General features: G+C 70.5%; 17 protein-coding genes. 4 read left to right on the plus strand and 13 right to left on the minus strand.

Features of this window, described 5'->3' with window-relative positions:
* Nucleotides 1-11: 11 nt before the first annotated feature.
* Nucleotides 12-1,019 carry an ABC transporter substrate-binding protein gene (locus M1M07_RS22640; RefSeq protein ID WP_231611203.1) on the minus strand — a complete coding sequence of 336 codons (1,008 nt, stop codon included), beginning with the start codon at nt 1,017-1,019 and terminating at the stop codon, nt 12-14.
* A 395-nt stretch (nt 1,020-1,414) separates the two neighbouring features.
* Between M1M07_RS22640 and M1M07_RS22645 the strand changes: the two genes are divergently transcribed.
* Nucleotides 1,415-2,968, plus strand: coding sequence for a succinic semialdehyde dehydrogenase (locus M1M07_RS22645; RefSeq protein ID WP_248675592.1), 1,554 nt, complete (start codon nt 1,415-1,417; stop codon nt 2,966-2,968).
* A gap of 25 nt (nt 2,969-2,993) precedes the next feature.
* Here the strand turns inward: M1M07_RS22645 and M1M07_RS22650 are convergent, their stop codons facing one another.
* On the minus strand, nt 2,994-4,541 hold the full coding sequence (locus M1M07_RS22650; RefSeq protein ID WP_248675593.1) for an MDR family MFS transporter: 1,548 nt from the start codon (nt 4,539-4,541) through the stop codon (nt 2,994-2,996).
* Between the two features lie 100 nt (nt 4,542-4,641).
* Here M1M07_RS22650 and M1M07_RS22655 point away from each other — a divergent pair, with 100 nt between their 5' ends.
* On the plus strand, nt 4,642-5,394 hold the full coding sequence (locus tag M1M07_RS22655; RefSeq protein ID WP_248675594.1) for an ABC transporter permease: 753 nt from the start codon (nt 4,642-4,644) through the stop codon (nt 5,392-5,394).
* Nucleotides 5,395-5,400: 6 nt separating this feature from the next.
* Here the strand turns inward: M1M07_RS22655 and M1M07_RS22660 are convergent, their stop codons facing one another.
* Both M1M07_RS22660 and M1M07_RS22665 read right to left on the minus strand, forming a co-directional pair.
* Nucleotides 5,401-6,045 carry a TetR family transcriptional regulator gene (locus tag M1M07_RS22660; protein WP_197250645.1) on the minus strand — a complete coding sequence of 215 codons (645 nt, stop codon included), beginning with the start codon at nt 6,043-6,045 and terminating at the stop codon, nt 5,401-5,403.
* Nucleotides 6,046-6,111: 66 nt separating this feature from the next.
* Nucleotides 6,112-7,173, minus strand: a complete 1,062-nt coding sequence (locus tag M1M07_RS22665) for a YbhN family protein (protein ID WP_197250646.1) — start codon at nt 7,171-7,173, stop codon at nt 6,112-6,114.
* Between the two features lie 128 nt (nt 7,174-7,301).
* On the opposite strand from M1M07_RS22665, the gene M1M07_RS22670 reads away from it, so the two are divergent.
* A complete protein-coding gene (locus tag M1M07_RS22670) occupies nt 7,302-7,946 on the plus strand; it encodes a UdgX family uracil-DNA binding protein (RefSeq protein WP_248675595.1) in 645 nt (214 codons plus the stop codon).
* Nucleotides 7,947-7,957: 11 nt separating this feature from the next.
* Here M1M07_RS22670 and M1M07_RS22675 read toward each other — a convergent pair whose 3' ends face one another.
* From M1M07_RS22675 to M1M07_RS22695, 5 genes are read right to left on the minus strand one after another with little or no spacing between them, the layout of a single operon-like run.
* Nucleotides 7,958-8,887, minus strand: coding sequence for a CopD family protein (locus M1M07_RS22675; RefSeq protein WP_248675606.1), 930 nt, complete (start codon nt 8,885-8,887; stop codon nt 7,958-7,960).
* A 5-nt stretch (nt 8,888-8,892) separates the two neighbouring features.
* Nucleotides 8,893-9,432 (minus strand): copper resistance CopC family protein, encoded by a 540-nt coding sequence (locus M1M07_RS22680; RefSeq protein ID WP_248675596.1) that lies wholly within the window; start codon nt 9,430-9,432, stop codon nt 8,893-8,895.
* Entirely contained in the window at nt 9,429-10,088 is a 660-nt protein-coding gene (locus M1M07_RS22685) for a YcnI family protein (RefSeq protein ID WP_248675597.1), read from the minus strand. The genes M1M07_RS22680 and M1M07_RS22685 overlap by 4 nt, the downstream gene beginning before the upstream one ends.
* A 39-nt stretch (nt 10,089-10,127) precedes the next feature.
* A complete protein-coding gene (locus tag M1M07_RS22690) occupies nt 10,128-10,616 on the minus strand; it encodes a hypothetical protein (protein ID WP_197252972.1) in 489 nt (162 codons plus the stop codon).
* A 7-nt stretch (nt 10,617-10,623) separates the two neighbouring features.
* Nucleotides 10,624-11,277: a DUF6474 family protein gene (locus M1M07_RS22695; RefSeq protein WP_248675598.1), complete on the minus strand. Its 654-nt coding sequence runs from the start codon at nt 11,275-11,277 to the stop codon at nt 10,624-10,626.
* A gap of 123 nt (nt 11,278-11,400) precedes the next feature.
* On the opposite strand from M1M07_RS22695, the gene M1M07_RS22700 reads away from it, so the two are divergent.
* Complete coding sequence (locus M1M07_RS22700; RefSeq protein WP_248675607.1) at nt 11,401-12,972, plus strand: TM0106 family RecB-like putative nuclease; 1,572 nt, start codon at nt 11,401-11,403, stop codon at nt 12,970-12,972.
* 3 nt (nt 12,973-12,975) lie between these two features.
* Here M1M07_RS22700 and M1M07_RS22705 read toward each other — a convergent pair whose 3' ends face one another.
* From M1M07_RS22705 to M1M07_RS22720, 4 genes are all read right to left on the minus strand, one after another.
* Nucleotides 12,976-13,809, minus strand: coding sequence for an alpha/beta hydrolase (locus M1M07_RS22705; RefSeq protein WP_248675599.1), 834 nt, complete (start codon nt 13,807-13,809; stop codon nt 12,976-12,978).
* Nucleotides 13,810-14,015: 206 nt separating this feature from the next.
* Nucleotides 14,016-14,783, minus strand: a complete 768-nt coding sequence (locus tag M1M07_RS22710; RefSeq protein ID WP_197252970.1) for an SDR family NAD(P)-dependent oxidoreductase — start codon at nt 14,781-14,783, stop codon at nt 14,016-14,018.
* 107 nt (nt 14,784-14,890) lie between these two features.
* On the minus strand, nt 14,891-16,153 hold the full coding sequence (locus tag M1M07_RS22715; RefSeq protein ID WP_248675600.1) for an MFS transporter: 1,263 nt from the start codon (nt 16,151-16,153) through the stop codon (nt 14,891-14,893).
* A complete protein-coding gene (locus M1M07_RS22720) occupies nt 16,150-16,617 on the minus strand; it encodes a MarR family transcriptional regulator (protein WP_248675601.1) in 468 nt (155 codons plus the stop codon). The genes M1M07_RS22715 and M1M07_RS22720 overlap by 4 nt, the downstream gene beginning before the upstream one ends.
* Nucleotides 16,618-16,685 lie beyond the last annotated feature (68 nt).

The raw sequence follows: 16,685 nt of genomic DNA on the forward strand, positions 1-16,685 counted from the left end.
CCTCGGAAAGATCAGCTGCGGGTGTGGGCGGCGCCGGACTCGGCGACTGCGGCGGTGACGACCTCGTCGAAGCGCAGGTCGAAGGCGTCGGCGGCCTCGACCGGCTTGGGCAGTTCGCCGGCGGCATCGATCACGTCGATGGTGTGCTGCTGGATCGCGATGAGATCCTCGTCGAGATGCGGGAAGGTGGTGATCCCGGCGGTGTCGAGGATGCGCTGTCCGTCCTCGACCGTCAGGCCCTGGCTCTTCACGAAGTAGGTGTCGATGTACGCGTCGCGGTTGTCGTTGGCCCATGCGACGGACTTGATGTACGCGGTGACGTAGGCGCGGATCGCCGCGGCGGTCGCCGGGTCGGACAGGGCCTTCTTGCTCGAGTAGAGGTACGAGATGCCCTCGCTGAGGTCCTCGATCTCGGGACGCGGCAGCGACGTCGCACCCGGGGTCTGCATGTACCGGGAGAAGACCGGCTCGCTCATCGGAGCGGCGTCGATCTGGTTGGAGCGCAGTGCATCCGGGAAGTCCGGCAGCGACATCGGAACGAGCTCGACGTCGTCGACCGAGAGGCCGGCCTTGTCGAGGCCACGGAGCACGAAGGCCTGCTGCGAGGTGCCCTCGGCGTAGCCGATCCGCTTGCCCTTCAGATCCGCGAGGGACTTGATGTCCGAAGCATTCGGGGCGATGCCCATGTTGAGGCCGTTGTTCGTCTGCATGGCCGTGACGACCTGCACGTCGTCACCGGCGACCAGGGACTGGACGGTCATGATCTCGCCGGCCCACGCGACGTCGACCGCGTCGGCGCGGAACGCCTCGAGGATCGAGGGCGCACCCTGGAAGGTCGCGAACTCGTACTCGAACGGCAGCGTGTCGAGCTGTCCGGAGCCGGTGAGGAGGGACAGCTGCCGTTCACCCTGGTCCGCGATGACGAGCTTGGTGCCCGCGGGGATCTCGGTGGGCAGCGGTCCCTCGGCGGCCGGTGAATCGCCGGAGGAACCGGATCCACAGGCGGCAACCGCCGTCATGACGAGGGCGACAGCGGCTGTGAATCCAGCACGACGTAGGCGAGACATACGAAGCCTTCTCTTTCCAGCGATGAACAGGGACGGGCGACCGGGAGGACCGGGCCCGATGACCATCCTGGGGAAGAGATCGTTACCGGAACAGAATTATCGTCAGCGTGATCTAAAGGCGTGCTTCCCCCACGGCGGGGGTGTGAACGGCCTCGCTTCCCCGTCGGACGGCCGCGCGCGGCCGGCAGCAGGCCGCTGTCGTATCGCTCGGCGGATCCCGGATCCCGGATCCCGGATCTCGGATCCCGGCTCGCGTCGAGCTGCGGGTGGCGGAATTGTGACAGCGGCCACCCCCGCGCGCTAAGTTTGGTGTTACTTGGAAAACTACTCACCGGTAGGGGTGCGATATGCCTGCTCCCAGCGCTGCGACCTTCACGCGGCTCGCGGACCTCATTGCCATCGACGACGTCGCGCAGCGGACCACGCGTCCGGTCGTGGAGGCCTTCAGTGGCAGGGAGATCGCTTCGATCCCGGTCGGCACCGCAGACGATGCGAAGACCGCGATCGAGCGTGCCCGCATCGCGCAGGCGGCGTGGGCGGCCCGGCCGGTCGCCGACCGCGCACGCATCTTCCACCGCTACCGCGACCTCGTGTTGCGCCGGCGCGAGGAACTGATGGACATGGCGCAGGCCGAGACCGGCAAGTCTCGCGCGTCCGCGCAGGAGGAGGTCGTCGACATCGCGATCACCGCCCGCTACTACGCGCGCACCGCCGAGAAGCTGCTGCGCCCGCACCGCGCCACCGGCATGCTGCCCGGACTGACCAAGACCGTCGTGCGGCATCATCCGAAGGGTGTCGTCGGTGTCATCGCGCCGTGGAACTATCCGATGACCCTTGCGGTGTCCGACGCGATCCCCGCGCTGCTCGCCGGCAACGCCATCGTGCTCAAGCCGGACAGCCAGACCCCGTACTGCGCGCTCGCGTGCGTCGAACTGCTCTACGAGGCCGGACTGCCGCGCGATCTGTTCGCGGTCGTGCCCGGGCCCGGCTCCGTCGTCGGGACCGCCCTCGTCGAGAACACCGACTATCTGATGTTCACCGGGTCGTCGCAGACCGGCCGGATCCTCGCCGAGCAGGCAGGGCGCCGTCTCATCGGCTTCTCCGCCGAACTCGGCGGCAAGAACCCCATGATCGTCACCGCCGGCGCGAACCTCCGCGAGGTCACCGACGCCGCTGTGCGCGCCTGCTTCTCGAACTCCGGTCAGCTGTGCATCTCCATCGAGCGCATCTACGTCGAGAAGTCCATCGCCCCCGAGTTCACGCGCATGCTCGGCGACCGCGTCCGCAAGATGACGCTCGGCCCCGGCTACGAGTTCGGGATCGAGATGGGCTGCCTGATCAACGAAACGCAGGTCAAGGCGGTGTCGTCGCACGTCGACGACGCGGTGGTCAAGGGTGCGACCGTCGTCGCCGGTGGCAAGGCGCGTCCCGATCTGGGTCCGCTGTTCTACGAACCGACCGTGCTCACCGACGTCCCCGAGGACGCCGAGTGCTACCGGGAGGAGACGTTCGGTCCGCTCGTGTCGGTGTACCCGGTGGAGAACGTCGAGGAGGCGATCCGTCGCGCCAACGACACCGAGTACGGCCTCAACGCCTCGGTGTGGGCGGCGACCAAGGCACAGGGCGAGGCCATCGCGGCCCGTGTCCGCGCCGGCACGGTCAACGTCGACGAGGGCTACGCGCCGGCGTGGGCGAGCACCTCCGCGCCGATGGGTGGCATGGGCATCTCGGGTGTCGGCCGACGGCACGGAGCGGACGGGTTGCTCAAGTACACCGAATCGCAGACGATCGCGACCACGCGGATCCTCAACCTCGGCGGGCCGCGCGGACTGCCGCCGAAGCTGTGGAACAAGATCATTCCGCCGTTCATCCGGTCGCTGCAGTGGTTGCCGGGTAGGTAGCCGGAGGCCCGAGTGCCGCGACCGTTCAGGAACCGGTGGTCGCGGCCTCCACCGGAAGCTCCTTCCGGCGCTCGATCGTGGTGGCCAGCGGCGTCTCCACGACGAAGCACAGCAGCAGCATCGAGAGCAGGGCGAGCGGGCTGATCCACAGGAAGATCGGGGTGAGTGCCTCGTTGTAGGCCTCGACGACCGGTAGCCGCGCGGCGTCGGGAAGTTGCCGGACGGCCTGGGGCGTCAGGGAATCCGCGACGACGCCGACCGGGGCGCGTTCGGCGATGAGCGTGGCCACCCGGCTCGCGAAGACACTGCCGACGACCGCGGAGCCCAGCGTCGCGCCGATCTGCCGGAAATAGTTGTTGCCCGCGGTCGCGGTGCCGACCTCCTCGATGGGGAACGAGTTCTGGACGACGAGCACCATGAGCTGCCCGGTCATGCCCAAGCCCACCCCGACGACGGCGAGGAAACAGCACAGCACCCACAGCGCGGTGTCGACGGTGAGCAGCGACAGCAATGTCAGTCCGGCCGCGATCAGCACCGAACCGATGATCGGGATGATCTTGTAGCGGCCGGTGTTGCTCACCACGCGGCCGGCGATGGTGGAGGTGAGGAACAGCGACCCCATCATCGGGAGCATGAGCAGGCCGGCTTCGGTGGCGCTGACCCCGGCGACCATCTGCAGGTAGGTCGGCATATATCCGGCGACACCGAACAGCGCGACACTCACGAGTAGACCGGACACGGTGATGAGGTCGAAGTTGCGGTCGCGGAACAGGTGCAGCGGCAGCACGGGTTCGGCGGCGCGGGACTCGACGAACACGAACAGCGCCGCGGCGGCGACGGTGCCGGCGATCAGGACGAGGATCGTCGGGGACGTCCACACGTACGTCGTGCCGCCCCACGTGCCGATCAGCACGATGCCGGTGGTGGTGACGGACAGGACCGCCATGCCGGCGACGTCGATCGACGGGCGGGGGCCGGTTCTCGCAGGCAGTCGCAGGAACACGATCGCCGCGGTCGCGGCGAGCAGGCCGAGCGGCACCGTGATCCAGAAGACCCACCGCCAGCCCGGGCCCTCGGTGAACCAGCCGCCGAGCAGCGGGCCGGCCACCGACGACAGCGCGAACACGCCGCTCATGATGCCCATGTACCGGCCGCGTTCACGGGCCGGGATGACGTCGGCGATCGCGGCCTGCGACAGGACCATCAGACCACCGCCGCCGACACCCTGGATCGTGCGGCCGACGATGAGCCAGGTGATGTCGCCGGCGGTCGCGCTCACGACCGAGCCGACGAGGAAGACGCCGATTGCGCCGAGCAACAACGGCTTTCGGCCGAACAGATCGCCGAGCTTGCCGTACGCGGGCATCATGATCGTCGACGCGAGGATGTAGACGGTGATGACCCACAGCATGAGGTCGGCGCCGTGCAGTTCGCCGACGATCGTCGGCAGCGCGGGGTTGAGCACGGTCTGGTTCAGCGAGGCCAGCAGCATGGTGAGCATGAGCCCGGCGAACAGGAACACCAGCCCGCGGGGTGACTGGGAAGCGGGGGCGTCACCCGAGTTTTCGGCCATGGAAATTTACATTACTGCAAAAATAGACCCGGCTGAATCGTTCTGTGCACCCTGAGCAGATGTCCACCGTCGACGCGCTCGCGGTCGCTAGCCTTCACAGGTGACCGCCGACCTGCACGTCCTCACCCAGTCACTGGTCGGTGTGCTCGTCCTTGTCGTCGTGGCCACCGCGGTGCTGTGGGCGTACGGGGTTCCGCACCGGTTCGCGCCCGCACTCGCGATCGCGCGCGGGGCCGTCCAGCTCGCTCTCATCAGTCTCGTGCTCAGCGGCGTCATCACCGACGGTCGCTGGGTGGCGGGCGTCCTCGGGGTGATGTTCGCGGTGGCCACGTGGACCGCGACGCGCCGGATCGGCCGCGGTACCGCCACACTCGGGATCGTCGCGGTCGCGATCCTGGCCGGTGCGGGGGTGGCCCTGGCGATCGTGTTCGCGACCGGTGCCATCGAACTGTCGCCGCGCTACGCACTCGCCATCGGCGGCATCGTCATCGGCAACGCCATGACCGTCGCGGCCCTGGCCGGGCGGCGTTTCCTCGAGATCGTCGACAGCCGCTGGGAGGAGGTCGAGGGATGGCTCGCGCTCGGCGCAACCCCGCGCCAGTCGACGGCCGAACTCACCCGGGTCGCGGTGCACGCCGCGCTGATCCCGGCGACCGATCAGACCAAGACCACCGGCCTGGTGACGCTCCCCGGCGCGTTCGTCGGCGCGATTTTCGGGGGCTTGTCGCCGCTCGAGGCCGGACGGTTCCAGATCATGGTGCTCGCGTCGATCATGGCCGCCGCGGCGATCACCGCGGTCCTCGTCGCGCGCGGTCTCGGTCCGGTCCGCTCGCGGCCGACCGTCCCGGCCTGACCGCGTTCAGCGGGACGCCGTCGCCCGGAACCCGGTCACTTCCCGGAACACCGTGAGCGCCCGGTCGACGAGCGTCTCGACGTCGGCCTCCGGTTCCGCGATCGACGAGCGCATCGCGAACCGGATGATCGCGCCCGCCGACAGAACGAGCATCTGCGCGGCCTCGCGGGTGCCGACACCGCCGGTGACGGGGCGATCGGACTCGGCGAGTTTCTCCGCAACCAGATCCGACACCAGCGACTGCGCGGTGTCGACGTGCGCCATGCGGCGGCGCGCCAGCTCCGGATGACGGCAGGTGAGCTCGGCGTTCCGTTCGCGCTGCTCGGGACCGGGTCCGGAACTCTGCAGCACGTCGAACAGCAGGCGGGTGACCTTCTCCACGGCGTCCTCGTCGGCGCCGAGGGTGAACTCGGCCGCGGTGCGCTCGTCGATCGCCGGGGCGCGCAACCCGAGGACGGCGTCCTCCTTCGACGCGAAATAGTTGAAGAACGTGCGTGCGGAGACATCGGCCTCCGCGACGATCGACTCGATCGTCACGTCGGCGAGCCGGTCGTGGGCGAGCGCGGCGGCTGCCGCCGCCGAATGGATCGCGGTCCACGTCCGAGCCCGCTTGCGCGAACGCAGCGAGGGCTTCGGCCCGGTATCGGTCACGAGAGTCCTCCAGCCATCGGTATCACCGTAGTGCAGTGCCGCGGCGCTGTGGCCACGGTGCAGCGGCTATGCCGCTGCGGGTGCGCGCCGGTCCTCGGGCAGTCGAACGGACTCGCGGCGCGCGACGTGCCGCAGCAGCGGAATGCTCCCGGCTCCGGCGACCAGCGGGAACCAGTAGGTGCACAGGCGGTAGATCGCGACGGCGGCGGCGGCCGGTCCGGCGTCGAATCCCAGCGCGACGAGACCGGCGACCAGGCCGGCCTCGACAATGCCGATACCGCCCGGGGTCAACGGGATCTGCCGGGCCACCTGCGTCGCCACGTGCAGCGTGGCGAGGGAGGCGACCCCCGCCTCGATACCGACGGCTAGGCACGCCGCGATCAGGCACAACAGGTCGAACATCCATTTCGCGGTGGTCAGTGCGAACACCCGGTGCCACACCCTCCGCGGGAGCCGGGCGACCTCGGCGAGCGTGTTCGCGAGTTTCGCCTTCCAACCGGCATCCGGGGGGATTTCGACGGTCGGGGCGGGCGCGCGTCGCCGGGCCACCTCGGCGGCGGCCACGACCACGGCGATCCCGGCGGCGACGCATGCCGCGAGGACGACGTGGAGCACGTCGTCGACCATCCACTCGGCCAGCCGCGGACTGACGGTCGCCGAATAGACCACGCCCAGGGCCAGCATCGACACCCCGGCGGACAAGGTCAGCGCGACCACCGCGTGACCGGGCGTCAGGCCCGCGAACGTGAGCCAGCGGTAGTTGTAGCCCGCCGCGAACGCGCCACCGGCGGGCAGTCCCTGCGTCACGGCGGTGGACGCGTAGGTCACCAGCTCCGAGCGGCGCCGCGACATCTCACCCCCGAACGCCGAGACCACGACGTTCTGCAGGCGGGCCAGCATGTGCATCGCGACCATCTGGACGGCAAGCGCTCCGATCACCCACTGCACCTGAGCGTCGAGCACGGCGTCGCGGATCGTGGACAGGGCGGGAAGCTGGGCGCGGAGGATCCAGGCGGCCGCGGCGACGACCGCGAGCCCGACGAATACACGTGTCGCGGGGTGCCGGGCCACGGTGCGCAGCCTCGAGCGGCGGCGAGTCTGCGCTGCCGTCGTCGCGGTTCTCGGCATCGGGTCGTCTCCTGGATCGGTCGGCCGATCGTAACTCTGCAGCGGTGCAATCTTTTATTTCTGTGACATTTCATACGACCGCCGGGGGTCGCACGGTTCCGGTACCGAACACCGGGTATCCAGCAGGTATGGCCAAACATCCCGGCGCCGAGCAGTACCTGCCGGCGAGCACCGACCTCGTCGCCCTCGCGTCCGCGGCCGCCGGATGCCGCGGCTGTGATCTGTACCGATACGCGGGTCCCACCGTCTTCGGGGACGGACCCGCGACCGCGCGGCTGCTGCTCGTCGGCGAACAACCCGGCGACCAGGAGGACCGCGCCGGCGAGCCCTTCGTCGGGCCCGCCGGGCACCTGCTCGACCGTGCCCTCGAGAAGGCCGGGATCGACCGCGGCGACGTCTACGTCACCAACGCCGTCAAACACTTCAAGTTCGCCCGCGAGGCCGGCGGCAAGCGGCGCATCCACAAGAAGCCGTCGCGCGGCGAGGTGATCGCGTGCCGGCCGTGGCTGTTCGCCGAACTCGAAGCGGTCCGCCCCGACGTGCTGGTGTGTCTCGGGGCGACGGCCGCGCAGGCACTGCTCGGCCCGTCCTTCCGGATCACCGAACATCGCGGCCAGGTCCTGCACGCCGACCCCGAACTGAAGCTGCCGTCCGACCCGCAGATCATCGCGACCGTGCATCCGTCGGCGATCCTGCGGATGCGCACCGGCCGCGACGACGCGCTCGAATCCCTGGTCCGCGATCTGCGGCGCGCGGCGAGTCTCGTCGGCTGAAGTCGGTGCGCTCAGGGGGAGGTCGCGAGGGCGGCGGCCAACCCGAACGCGACCGAGGTCGCGCACACCTCGAGCACCGCGTTGCGCAGCGACACTTCCGCGGTCGCGCGGTGCGCGGTCGCGGCGGGCACCCACGTGCGACGCCACCGCGCCCCCAGAGCCACCAGGCCGGCGAGGACCACGGTCTTGGCCAGCACGATGCGGCCGTAACCGGTGTCGACCAGCGCGGACAGCGAGCCCAGCCGCACCGCCGCGTCGATCACTCCGGTCGCGGCCAGCACCGCGACGCACCACGTCGCGAGCGTCGAATAGCGCGGCAGCAGCCTGGCCCACGCGCCCCGCGAGCGCACCGTCAGCGCGAGCGCGACCAGCACACCGACCCACAGACCGGCCGCGAGGACGTGCAGCGCATCGAGCAGCGAACCCAGAGGCTGCTGCGACATGTGCCCGGACACCGGTCGCGCGATCAGCGCCGGCGCCGCCACCGCGAGCACCGGAGCCGTCGGCCACGACGCATCTCGCCGGTACGCGACGACCGCGACGACGGTGCACGCCGCGACACACCCGAACGCCGCGACCCCGATCCGCCCGGAGCCCACGGTCCCCGCGAACTGCGCGAACCGTGCGGTGTCGAGGCGGGTGACCGGCACACCGGCCACCGCCGCCGCCTCGAACACCAGCAGCGCGCCCTCGCACATCAGCCACACGCCGCCGAATGCGGCGATCGCCCGCCACAGATCGGCGGGCGCGACCGGGGGACGACGGTCGCCGCGGACGGCGACCCCGAGTGCGGCCAGGCCCAGCACGGTCACCCCGGCGCACAACGACAGGGCACGCACCCAGCTCGAACCCTGGGGCGCGGCCAGCAGCCAGCCGGCGGCCACACCCGCGGTGGCGCCGACGACGGCACCGAGCAGCCATCGCCGGCGCGCCGGTACCACGGAGGTCAGGCCTTCGGCTTGCGCAGCGCGAACCACAGCCCGCCCGCGATCACCACGACCGCGGCCACGACGAACCACCACACCGCGACCCCGCCGCCGTCACCGTCGGCCGAGGTCGCGGCCGGGGTTTCCGGCGTTGCGGTGGCCGTGCCCGCGGCGGGAGCGCCGGGCGCGCCCGCCCCGTCCTGCGTGAGCGTGAACGTGCGGGTACCGCTGACCGGATGCCCGTCGGCGGAGGTCACCCGGAACGCGATGGTGTACACGCCGGCCGGACCCAGCTCGCCGACCTCGACGCCGACGGTCGCGCCGTCGACGACCGGATCGCCCTTCGACCACAGGTTCCCGTCGGGGCCGACGACGGTGAGCGCCGCGAACTGCTGCTGCATCGCCTCGTTGAACGTCACCGTCACCCGTTCGGGTGCCTGCGCGATCTGCGCGCCGTCCTCCGGGTTGCTGGACAGGACGACGGCGTGCGCCGACGCCGGTCCGGCGGTCATCACCAGGGCCGCGACCAGGGCGGCCAGGATCGTGAACAGGCGATTCATGAGCGCCGTCCCTTCAGTACCGCACCGAGGCCCAGTGCGGCGCCGAGCGCGCCGAGCACCAGGCCGATCCCGCCGAGCCAGCGGGCGGTGTCGTCGGTTGCAACCTCGGAGGTCGCGGTGGTTTCGGACGCCGCGGTGGTTACGACGGCATGGCCGTCGCCGCTGCTCGCGGTGAGGGTCAGGCTCGGCGCCGGCTTCTCCGGCTCCGCGTCGCCGATGGCCTCCTGATCCCACGCGACGACCTGACCGTCGCTGTAGGTCTGCACCGCCGGGAACGACAGCGCGTCCTGCTCGGGCAGCGGCCCTGCGGACAGCAGGAACTGCTGGAACTGGCCGGGTCCGACGGCGACGCCGGGATCGGCGGTCCAGGTCACGGAGGTCGCCAGACCGGACGCCGGGTCCTTCGTGACGGTCGCGGTCCAGCCCGGCATCGGCTCGGTCCGCGCGGACTTCAGCCCGGGCAGCGTCACCGTCAGCGCGGTGGTTCCGGCAGTCTCGGACTCGGTGGGCACCCGGAACGTGAGCACCGTATAGCCGCCCTGGGTGGCGCCGGGTGCGACGACGCTGACGTGCGCGGAGGCGACGCCGGCCCCGGCGAAGAGCATCGCAGCGGTGATGCCCGCGGCCGTGACGGCGCGGGTCGGAAGGGTCTTCATCTTCTGTCTGTGGCTTTCTGATCGGAGAGGACGTGCGGTTCAGGCGACCGCGACGGGTGGTCCCCTCCGACGGATGCTCGGTGGTGGTCGCGCCTCGACGACGCAGCGCACCGCACCGACCGGCACGACGCGTGCCGGAGCCTCCACCGGCACCGGGCCCGCCGACAGCACGGCGTGCACCACGCGGGTGATCGCCGCGTGCAGCCGTTCGGCGACGGTGAGCAGCCGGGCACACCCGGCGACCGCGACCGCGTGCGCGGCCAGCATCAGCCACGACGGGTGGGCGTGCTCGGCCGGCACGGTCGCGAGGACGATGTGCGTGCCGGCCTGGCCGGCCGCGAGGAACACGGCCGTCGGCACCGCCGGCAGATGTGCGCCCGCGACACCGACGGCGGCGGCGACCGCGATGAGCAGCGCCGCACTCGGTCCCGTGGGAAGCCCGCCACCGGCCGCGGCGTGCGCGACGATCGCGAGTGCCGCCGTCAGGGCACCCGCGGTCGCACCGCGCAGAATCGGACCGGCAGCCATGGGACCGTCAGCGCACCCCGAGCCGCGCCAGCAGGTCGGCTTCGATGCCGTCGAGCTCGGCGGAGATCGCCGCGTGCGCCGAGTGGCGACGCGGGGCGGGCATCTGCTCGGCCGCACTGATCGCGGTCGTGAGATCGGTGAGCCGGGCCCGGGTGGCCTCGGCGAACTTGGCGGTTTCGGCGTCCTGAGGATGCTGCTCGACGATCTTGGCGACGGAATGTTCGGCGCCGGCGACGCGGGCGCTCAGTCGCGCGCCGTGCCCGGTGAACTCGCCGAGCTGGTCGATCGCGATGCCCATGCGCTGCGCCCGCCGGGCGTCGAGCTGCCCGCGCAGGGCGGTGACGGCCTGGTAGACCAGCGGCACCAGCACCGGCGCCAGCAGACGTGCGACCCCGAGATAGCGCCGCACCTTCGCGGCGGTGAAGCCCTGGGAGGCGGCGGCCTTCTCCTGCGCCTTGAGCGTGGCGATCTGCTGCTTCTCGATCCGGGTCTGCGACTTGACGAGCTCCCTGTCGACTTTGGCCTGTGCCTTCGCGGCGCGGCGGTCCCGTCGAGACTGGTTCTTTGCTCCGAGCTTCGCTTCGAGCGCGGCCTTGTGCTTCAGGGCCTTCGCTTCGGCCTTGCGGGTGGCGCGACGCTTCCGCCGTTTGAACAACGCCATCGAACAGCACCCTCCATTCGGTGTGACGGCGCAGCGGCGCCTGAAGAATCAGGCTGTCTGTGCCGGTGGTATCGGTTCACCTTAGGACGAATACCCTGGACGGTTGTGGATGCACCCATCGAAATGCGGCGATCGCCCGTTCTCATCGAGGCGAGCGCGCTGACGAGGTGCCGTCACCGGGTGTATCTGGACGCGGCGTTTCCCGAGGACTTGGCGACGGCACCGGAGAACCCCGGAGCGAAACAGCGGCAGGAGGCTGCCGCGGCTCATCGCGAATCGATCCGCAGACAGCTGTTCGACGCCCAGCCCGGCTGGGTGCAGATCGCAGCCGACGGGCCCGCGTCCCGTCGGGCCGAGGACACGATCCGGGCGTGCCGAGCCGGCGTCGACCGGATCTGGGGTGCGGTGCTGCCCGCCGAGCCCGAAACAGGGCGGCGGGGCCGATCCGAGATCCTGCTGCGCGACACCGTGCGCGGCGGCTACATCCCGGTGATCGTCGTCAACCACAAGGTCACCGATCCGGGTCGCGGCGCGACCACGACCGGACTGTTCGCGTGGGAACCCGCGATCGACGAGACCCGCAAGGTGCGCAGCCAGCTGCGCGACCAGATGCGGCTCGCGCAGCTGTACCGGATGCTCGAACGGCACGGACTCGCCAGCCCCGCGCGGGTGGCGGGGGCGATCGGCTACGGCGGGGACTGCATCCTTGTGCACGACCTGTCCGAGGTGCTTGCCGACTACGACGAGCGGTTCGCGGACCGCATCGCGATCGCGCGTGGGGAGGTCGCGACCGAGCCGGCGCAGATCGGGGAGTGTCGGACCTGCCCGTGGTGGTCGCGGTGCCGGGAACAGCTGGTGCAGGCGCACGACGTGTCGCTGGTCGCGCCCGGCCAGCGCGCGACGGTGCTGCGGGAACTCGGTGTGCACACCGTCGACGAGCTGGCCCACTGGGACGGCGAGGAACCCGAGGTGTGGCCGCAGGGGTCGTTCGCGGACACCGTCGTCACGGCGAAGGCGTGGCTGGTGGGTGCGCCCCTGGTGCGGCGGTACGGGCACGTGCACGTGCACCGCGCCGACATCGAGGTCGACGTCGACATGGAGAGCTACCACGAGTTCGGTGCCTACCTGTGGGGGACGCTGCTGAACGTCGACGGCGAGTCGGCGTACCTGCCGTTCGCGACCTGGGATCCGGTGCCCACCGACGACGAGGCCCGCTCCTTCGGAGAGTTCTGGACGTGGCTCTCCGATCAACGCAAGGTCGCCGAGCGTCGTGGGAAAACGTTTGCCGCATACTGCTATTCGAGAACAGCCGAGGACAAGTGGCTGCTGGCGTCGGCGCGCCGGTTCTACGGACGGCCCGGTGTGCCGAGCGAGGCGGAGGTCCGCGCATTCATCGACTCGCCGCAGTGGGTCGACGTGTTCCAGGCCGTGACCGATCAGTTCGTGTGCCCGAACGGCAAGGGACTCAAGAAGATTGCGCCGCTGGCCGGACATCGGTGGCGCGACGAGGAAGCCGGTGGCGAGGCGTCGATGAGCTGGTATCGCGAGGCCGTCGGCTACGAGGGTCCGCCCGATCCGGCCCAGCGGCAGCGGCTGCTCGAGTACAACGAGGACGACGTCATCGCGACGAAGTTTCTGCGCGAGTGGATGACCGACCGTGCAGTGCAGGAGATTCCGCACATCGACGATCTCTGAACGTCACGACCGGACGGCAGCCGCGAGGCGGGTCATGGCGTCGACCACCGGCCGTCCGAACATGGGCGGGTCGTTGTGCCCGACCCCCGGCAGGACGACCCGTTCGACGAGATGCGGCGCCGCGTCGGCGACGCGCTCGCTCTGCGCGGGCGGGACGATCGTGTCCGCGGTGCCGTACACGACGGTGACGGGCACGCCGAGCCGGGCGACGGTCGCGGCGACCGGGAACCGGTCCCACAGCAGAACTGTGGGAAGAAACGGGTAGTGGTGCCGCGCGACCGACGGCAGGTCGACGAACGGCGAGCGCAGCAGCAGACCCGCCGGTGGATACGCGGCGGCGAGTCCGGTGGCGACGCCGGTGCCGAGGCTCTCCCCGAGATACAGCAGCCGGTCGGGCGGGACGTTCTCGATCTCGACGAGATGGTTCCGTGCCGCCCGCGCGTCGAGTGCGAGGCCGTCCTCGGTGGGCCGGCCCGGATTGCCGCCGTAGCCGCGGTAGTCGACCAGCAGCGTCGTGAATCCCGCCAGGGACAGGGCCGCCGCGAGTGGCGCCCGGTCGAGTCGATTGCCGCCGTTCCCGGGGGCGAGCAGCACGGTGAAACCGGCGCCCGGGCCGGTGGGCTCGGCGGCCGGGACGAGCCAGGCGCCCAGTTCGAGACCGTCGTCCGTGGTGAGGCGGACGTCCCGGGCGCCCGGCAGCACCTCGGCTGCCGGGGGAGGCGTGGACGTGTCCGGCAGATAGATCAACCGCCGCTGACCGACCAACAGTGCGACGCCCGCCACCGCGATCACCGCGACGACGACCACGAGCACCCGCGCTGCTGTTCCGAGGGTCACAACAACGAGTGTGCCCCCTCGTCCGAACGAATCGACATTGCTGCCGGATCACATCGGGGGAGGACGTCATATGCTCCGCATGATCAACACTGCCACTGCGCTTTTCGCAGCCGAGACGGTGATCGCGGTCATACCGAGACAGTCCTGCCTCGTGCGTGGTTTCGGTAGCTGGAACTACCGAAACCACGCACGGGCGGCGGAGCCGCCTAGCGCGGGGCCATGCGCAGCGCACCGTCCATGCGGATGGTCTCGCCGTTGAGGTAGTCGTGCTCGACGATCATCTGCACCAGCTGGGCGTACTCGGCGGGCTGGGCCAGGCGCGACGGGAACGGCACACCGGCCTCGAGGCCCTTGCGGTACTCCTCGGTGACGCCGGCGAGCATCGGGGTGTCGACGATGCCGGGGGCGATCGTGTCGACGCGGATGCCGTACTGCGCGAGGTCGCGGGCGGCGGGGACGGTCATGCCGTGCACGCCACCCTTGGATGCGGAGTACGCGATCTGCCCGATCTGGCCCTCGAAGGCGGCGACGGACGCGGTGTTGACGATGACGCCGCGCTGCCCGGCGTCGTCGACCGGATCGGTCTTGGCGATGGCGTCCGCGGCCAGGCGCATCACGTTGAACGTGCCCAGCAGGTTCACGGTGATGACCGTGCGGAACAGCTCGAGATCGTGCGGGCCGTTCTTTGACAGGATACGGCCCGCCCAGCCGACACCCGCACAGTTGACGACGATGCGCAGCGGCACACCCGACTCGACGACCTTGTCGACCGCGGCCTGAACCTCGTCGGCGCTGGTGACGTCCGTGGCAAGCATCGTGACGCCCTCGGGGGCCTTGCTGCCGACCCGCTCGATGGACTGGGCGAGATCGAGACCGAAGACGGTCGCGCCGGCGTCGGTGAGTCGCTTCGCGGTGGCTGCGCCGAGCCCGGACGCCGCACCGGTGACCAGTGCTGCGGTTCCCTGAATTTCCACTGCAGTACTCCTGTTCCGGCGGCCCCGTCGGCGCGCCTCGTCTGTGGTCGAACCCTAGCGCGGTGATCACCGACTCGAGGCGACCACAGACCCGAGAGTTCCTGCAGTTACGCGACGCCCTCGGCGACGGTCGTGTCGACCCGACCGAGCGCGCGACTGCGGCCACGCACCAGCAGCGCCGCACCGAGCCCGGCCGCGACGAGACACGCGACGGCGCCGAGCAACAGTCCGGCGCGGCCGCCGAACTCCTCGCACACCCATCCGGCGAGCGGCCCGCCGATCGCGGTGGAACCGAGGAACGCCACGGACCACAGCGCCATGACCCGGCCACGCATCGTCGGGGCCGACGCGAGCTGCAACGAACTGTTCGTGGTCGCGGTGAACGATGCGCTCAATCCACCGACCAGGACCATCGCGGCGATCATGAGCCCCAGGTTCGGTGCGGCCGCCGCGGCGGCCATGGCGACACCGAACGCGAGTGCGGTCACCACCAGGGGTTTGACGCCGGTGCGTCCCCACGTGGCGATCACGAGCCCGCCGACGACGGAACCGGCGCCCATCGCGGCGGTGAGGAAGCCGTAGCCACCGGCCCCGGCGGTGAGCACGTGTTCCGCGACGACGGGCAGCACGACCTGGAACTCGAACGCGAGGCAGCCGACGAGCGCCATCATGAGCAGCGGCACCGCGAGATCCGGGCTGCGCCGCACGTACGCCAGGCCCTCCCGTAGCTGACCGCGGGCGCGACCGGCCTGCGGGGACAGGTTGAGCTGCGACACGTCGAGCCGCAGCAGCGACGCCACCACCGCGACGAAACTGGCCGCGTTGAGCAGGAAGCAGACGCCGAGGCCGCCGGCGGCGATGACCAGGCCGGCCACTGCCGGTCCGATCATGCGCGAGCACGACGCCAGCACGGACTGCAGGCTCACGGCGTTGCGCAGGTCGTCGGGCCCGACCATCTCGAGCATGAACGACTGGCGGGCCGGGTTCTCGAAACACTGGTTGAGGCCGAGCAGTGTGGCGAGCACCCACACATGCCACAGCTGGACGGTGCCGGTGACGGTGAGCAGGCCCAGAACCAGCGCCTGCAGCCCCATCATCGTCTGGAGCCCGATCATCAGCTTGCGCTTGTCCACCCGGTCTGCGACGACGCCGCCGTACGGGCCGAGCAGCAGCATGGGCACGGTCTGCAGCGCCAGGACGACGCCGATCGCGGTGCCGGAACCGGTCAGCTCCAGCACCAGCCAGGACTGGGCGACGGTCTGCATCCAGGTGCCCACGAGGGAGACGGCCTGGCCGGAGATGTAGCGGCGGAAATTCGCGCCGCGCATTGCTGCGAACGTCTGTCCGCGCAGGTCGGAGAGGGCTGTCACGGGCGGCACCCCGCGGAGTCGGCCATGCTCTCGGCGAGGGCTTCGAGGGCAGGAAGCGCGCGGCGGATCGCGTCGGTGTGCTCGTCCGACAACCCGGCCAGGTTCTCGGCGAACAGAGCGGTCCGCACCTCGCGCAGGTGCAGGAAGCGCTCCCGCCCGGCCTCGGTGATGCCGGCCCTGATCACGCGTTTGTCGCCGGGGTCGGGGGAACGGGTGAGCAGGCCCGCGTCCTCGAGCTTGCCGAGCATCCGCGACAGCATGGTCGGGTTGATGCCCTCGATCTCGGCGAGTTCGCGAACCCCGATCTCACCGTGTCGCGCGACCGTGGACAGCAGCGAGAACTGGCTGCGGGTCAGGCCGTCCTCGCCGGACGACCGGCGGTCGACGCGGCGGGCGATCTTGCCGAACGTGAGGCGCAGCCGTGCGATCTCGTCGTCCTCGAAACGTGTGCTTGCGGAACTCACCGTCGCCTCCCGTATTAATTGCCTATCGGCAAGCATACTCCTGCGGGCAAGCCGGAACCGCCCGTTTC

Origin of the sequence: Rhodococcus sp. HM1, from assembly GCF_023218075.1 — a bacterium.
Lineage (GTDB): Bacteria > Actinomycetota > Actinomycetes > Mycobacteriales > Mycobacteriaceae > Rhodococcus.

Coding starts and splice junctions, on each gene's coding strand:
- M1M07_RS22665 (WP_197250646.1), bottom strand. CDS start 7,173: ATGCCGAGAACCGCGACGACGGCAGCGCAGACTCGCCGCCGCTCGAGG.
- M1M07_RS22640 (WP_231611203.1), bottom strand. CDS start 1,019: ATGACGGCGGTTGCCGCCTGTGGATCCGGTTCCTCCGGCGATTCACCG.
- M1M07_RS22690 (WP_197252972.1), bottom strand. CDS start 10,616: ATGGCTGCCGGTCCGATTCTGCGCGGTGCGACCGCGGGTGCCCTGACG.
- M1M07_RS22700 (WP_248675607.1), top strand. CDS start 11,401: ATGCGGCGATCGCCCGTTCTCATCGAGGCGAGCGCGCTGACGAGGTGC.
- M1M07_RS22685 (WP_248675597.1), bottom strand. CDS start 10,088: ATGAAGACCCTTCCGACCCGCGCCGTCACGGCCGCGGGCATCACCGCT.
- M1M07_RS22680 (WP_248675596.1), bottom strand. CDS start 9,432: ATGAATCGCCTGTTCACGATCCTGGCCGCCCTGGTCGCGGCCCTGGTG.
- M1M07_RS22645 (WP_248675592.1), top strand. CDS start 1,415: ATGCCTGCTCCCAGCGCTGCGACCTTCACGCGGCTCGCGGACCTCATT.
- M1M07_RS22670 (WP_248675595.1), top strand. CDS start 7,302: ATGGCCAAACATCCCGGCGCCGAGCAGTACCTGCCGGCGAGCACCGAC.
- M1M07_RS22650 (WP_248675593.1), bottom strand. CDS start 4,541: ATGGCCGAAAACTCGGGTGACGCCCCCGCTTCCCAGTCACCCCGCGGG.
- M1M07_RS22695 (WP_248675598.1), bottom strand. CDS start 11,277: ATGGCGTTGTTCAAACGGCGGAAGCGTCGCGCCACCCGCAAGGCCGAA.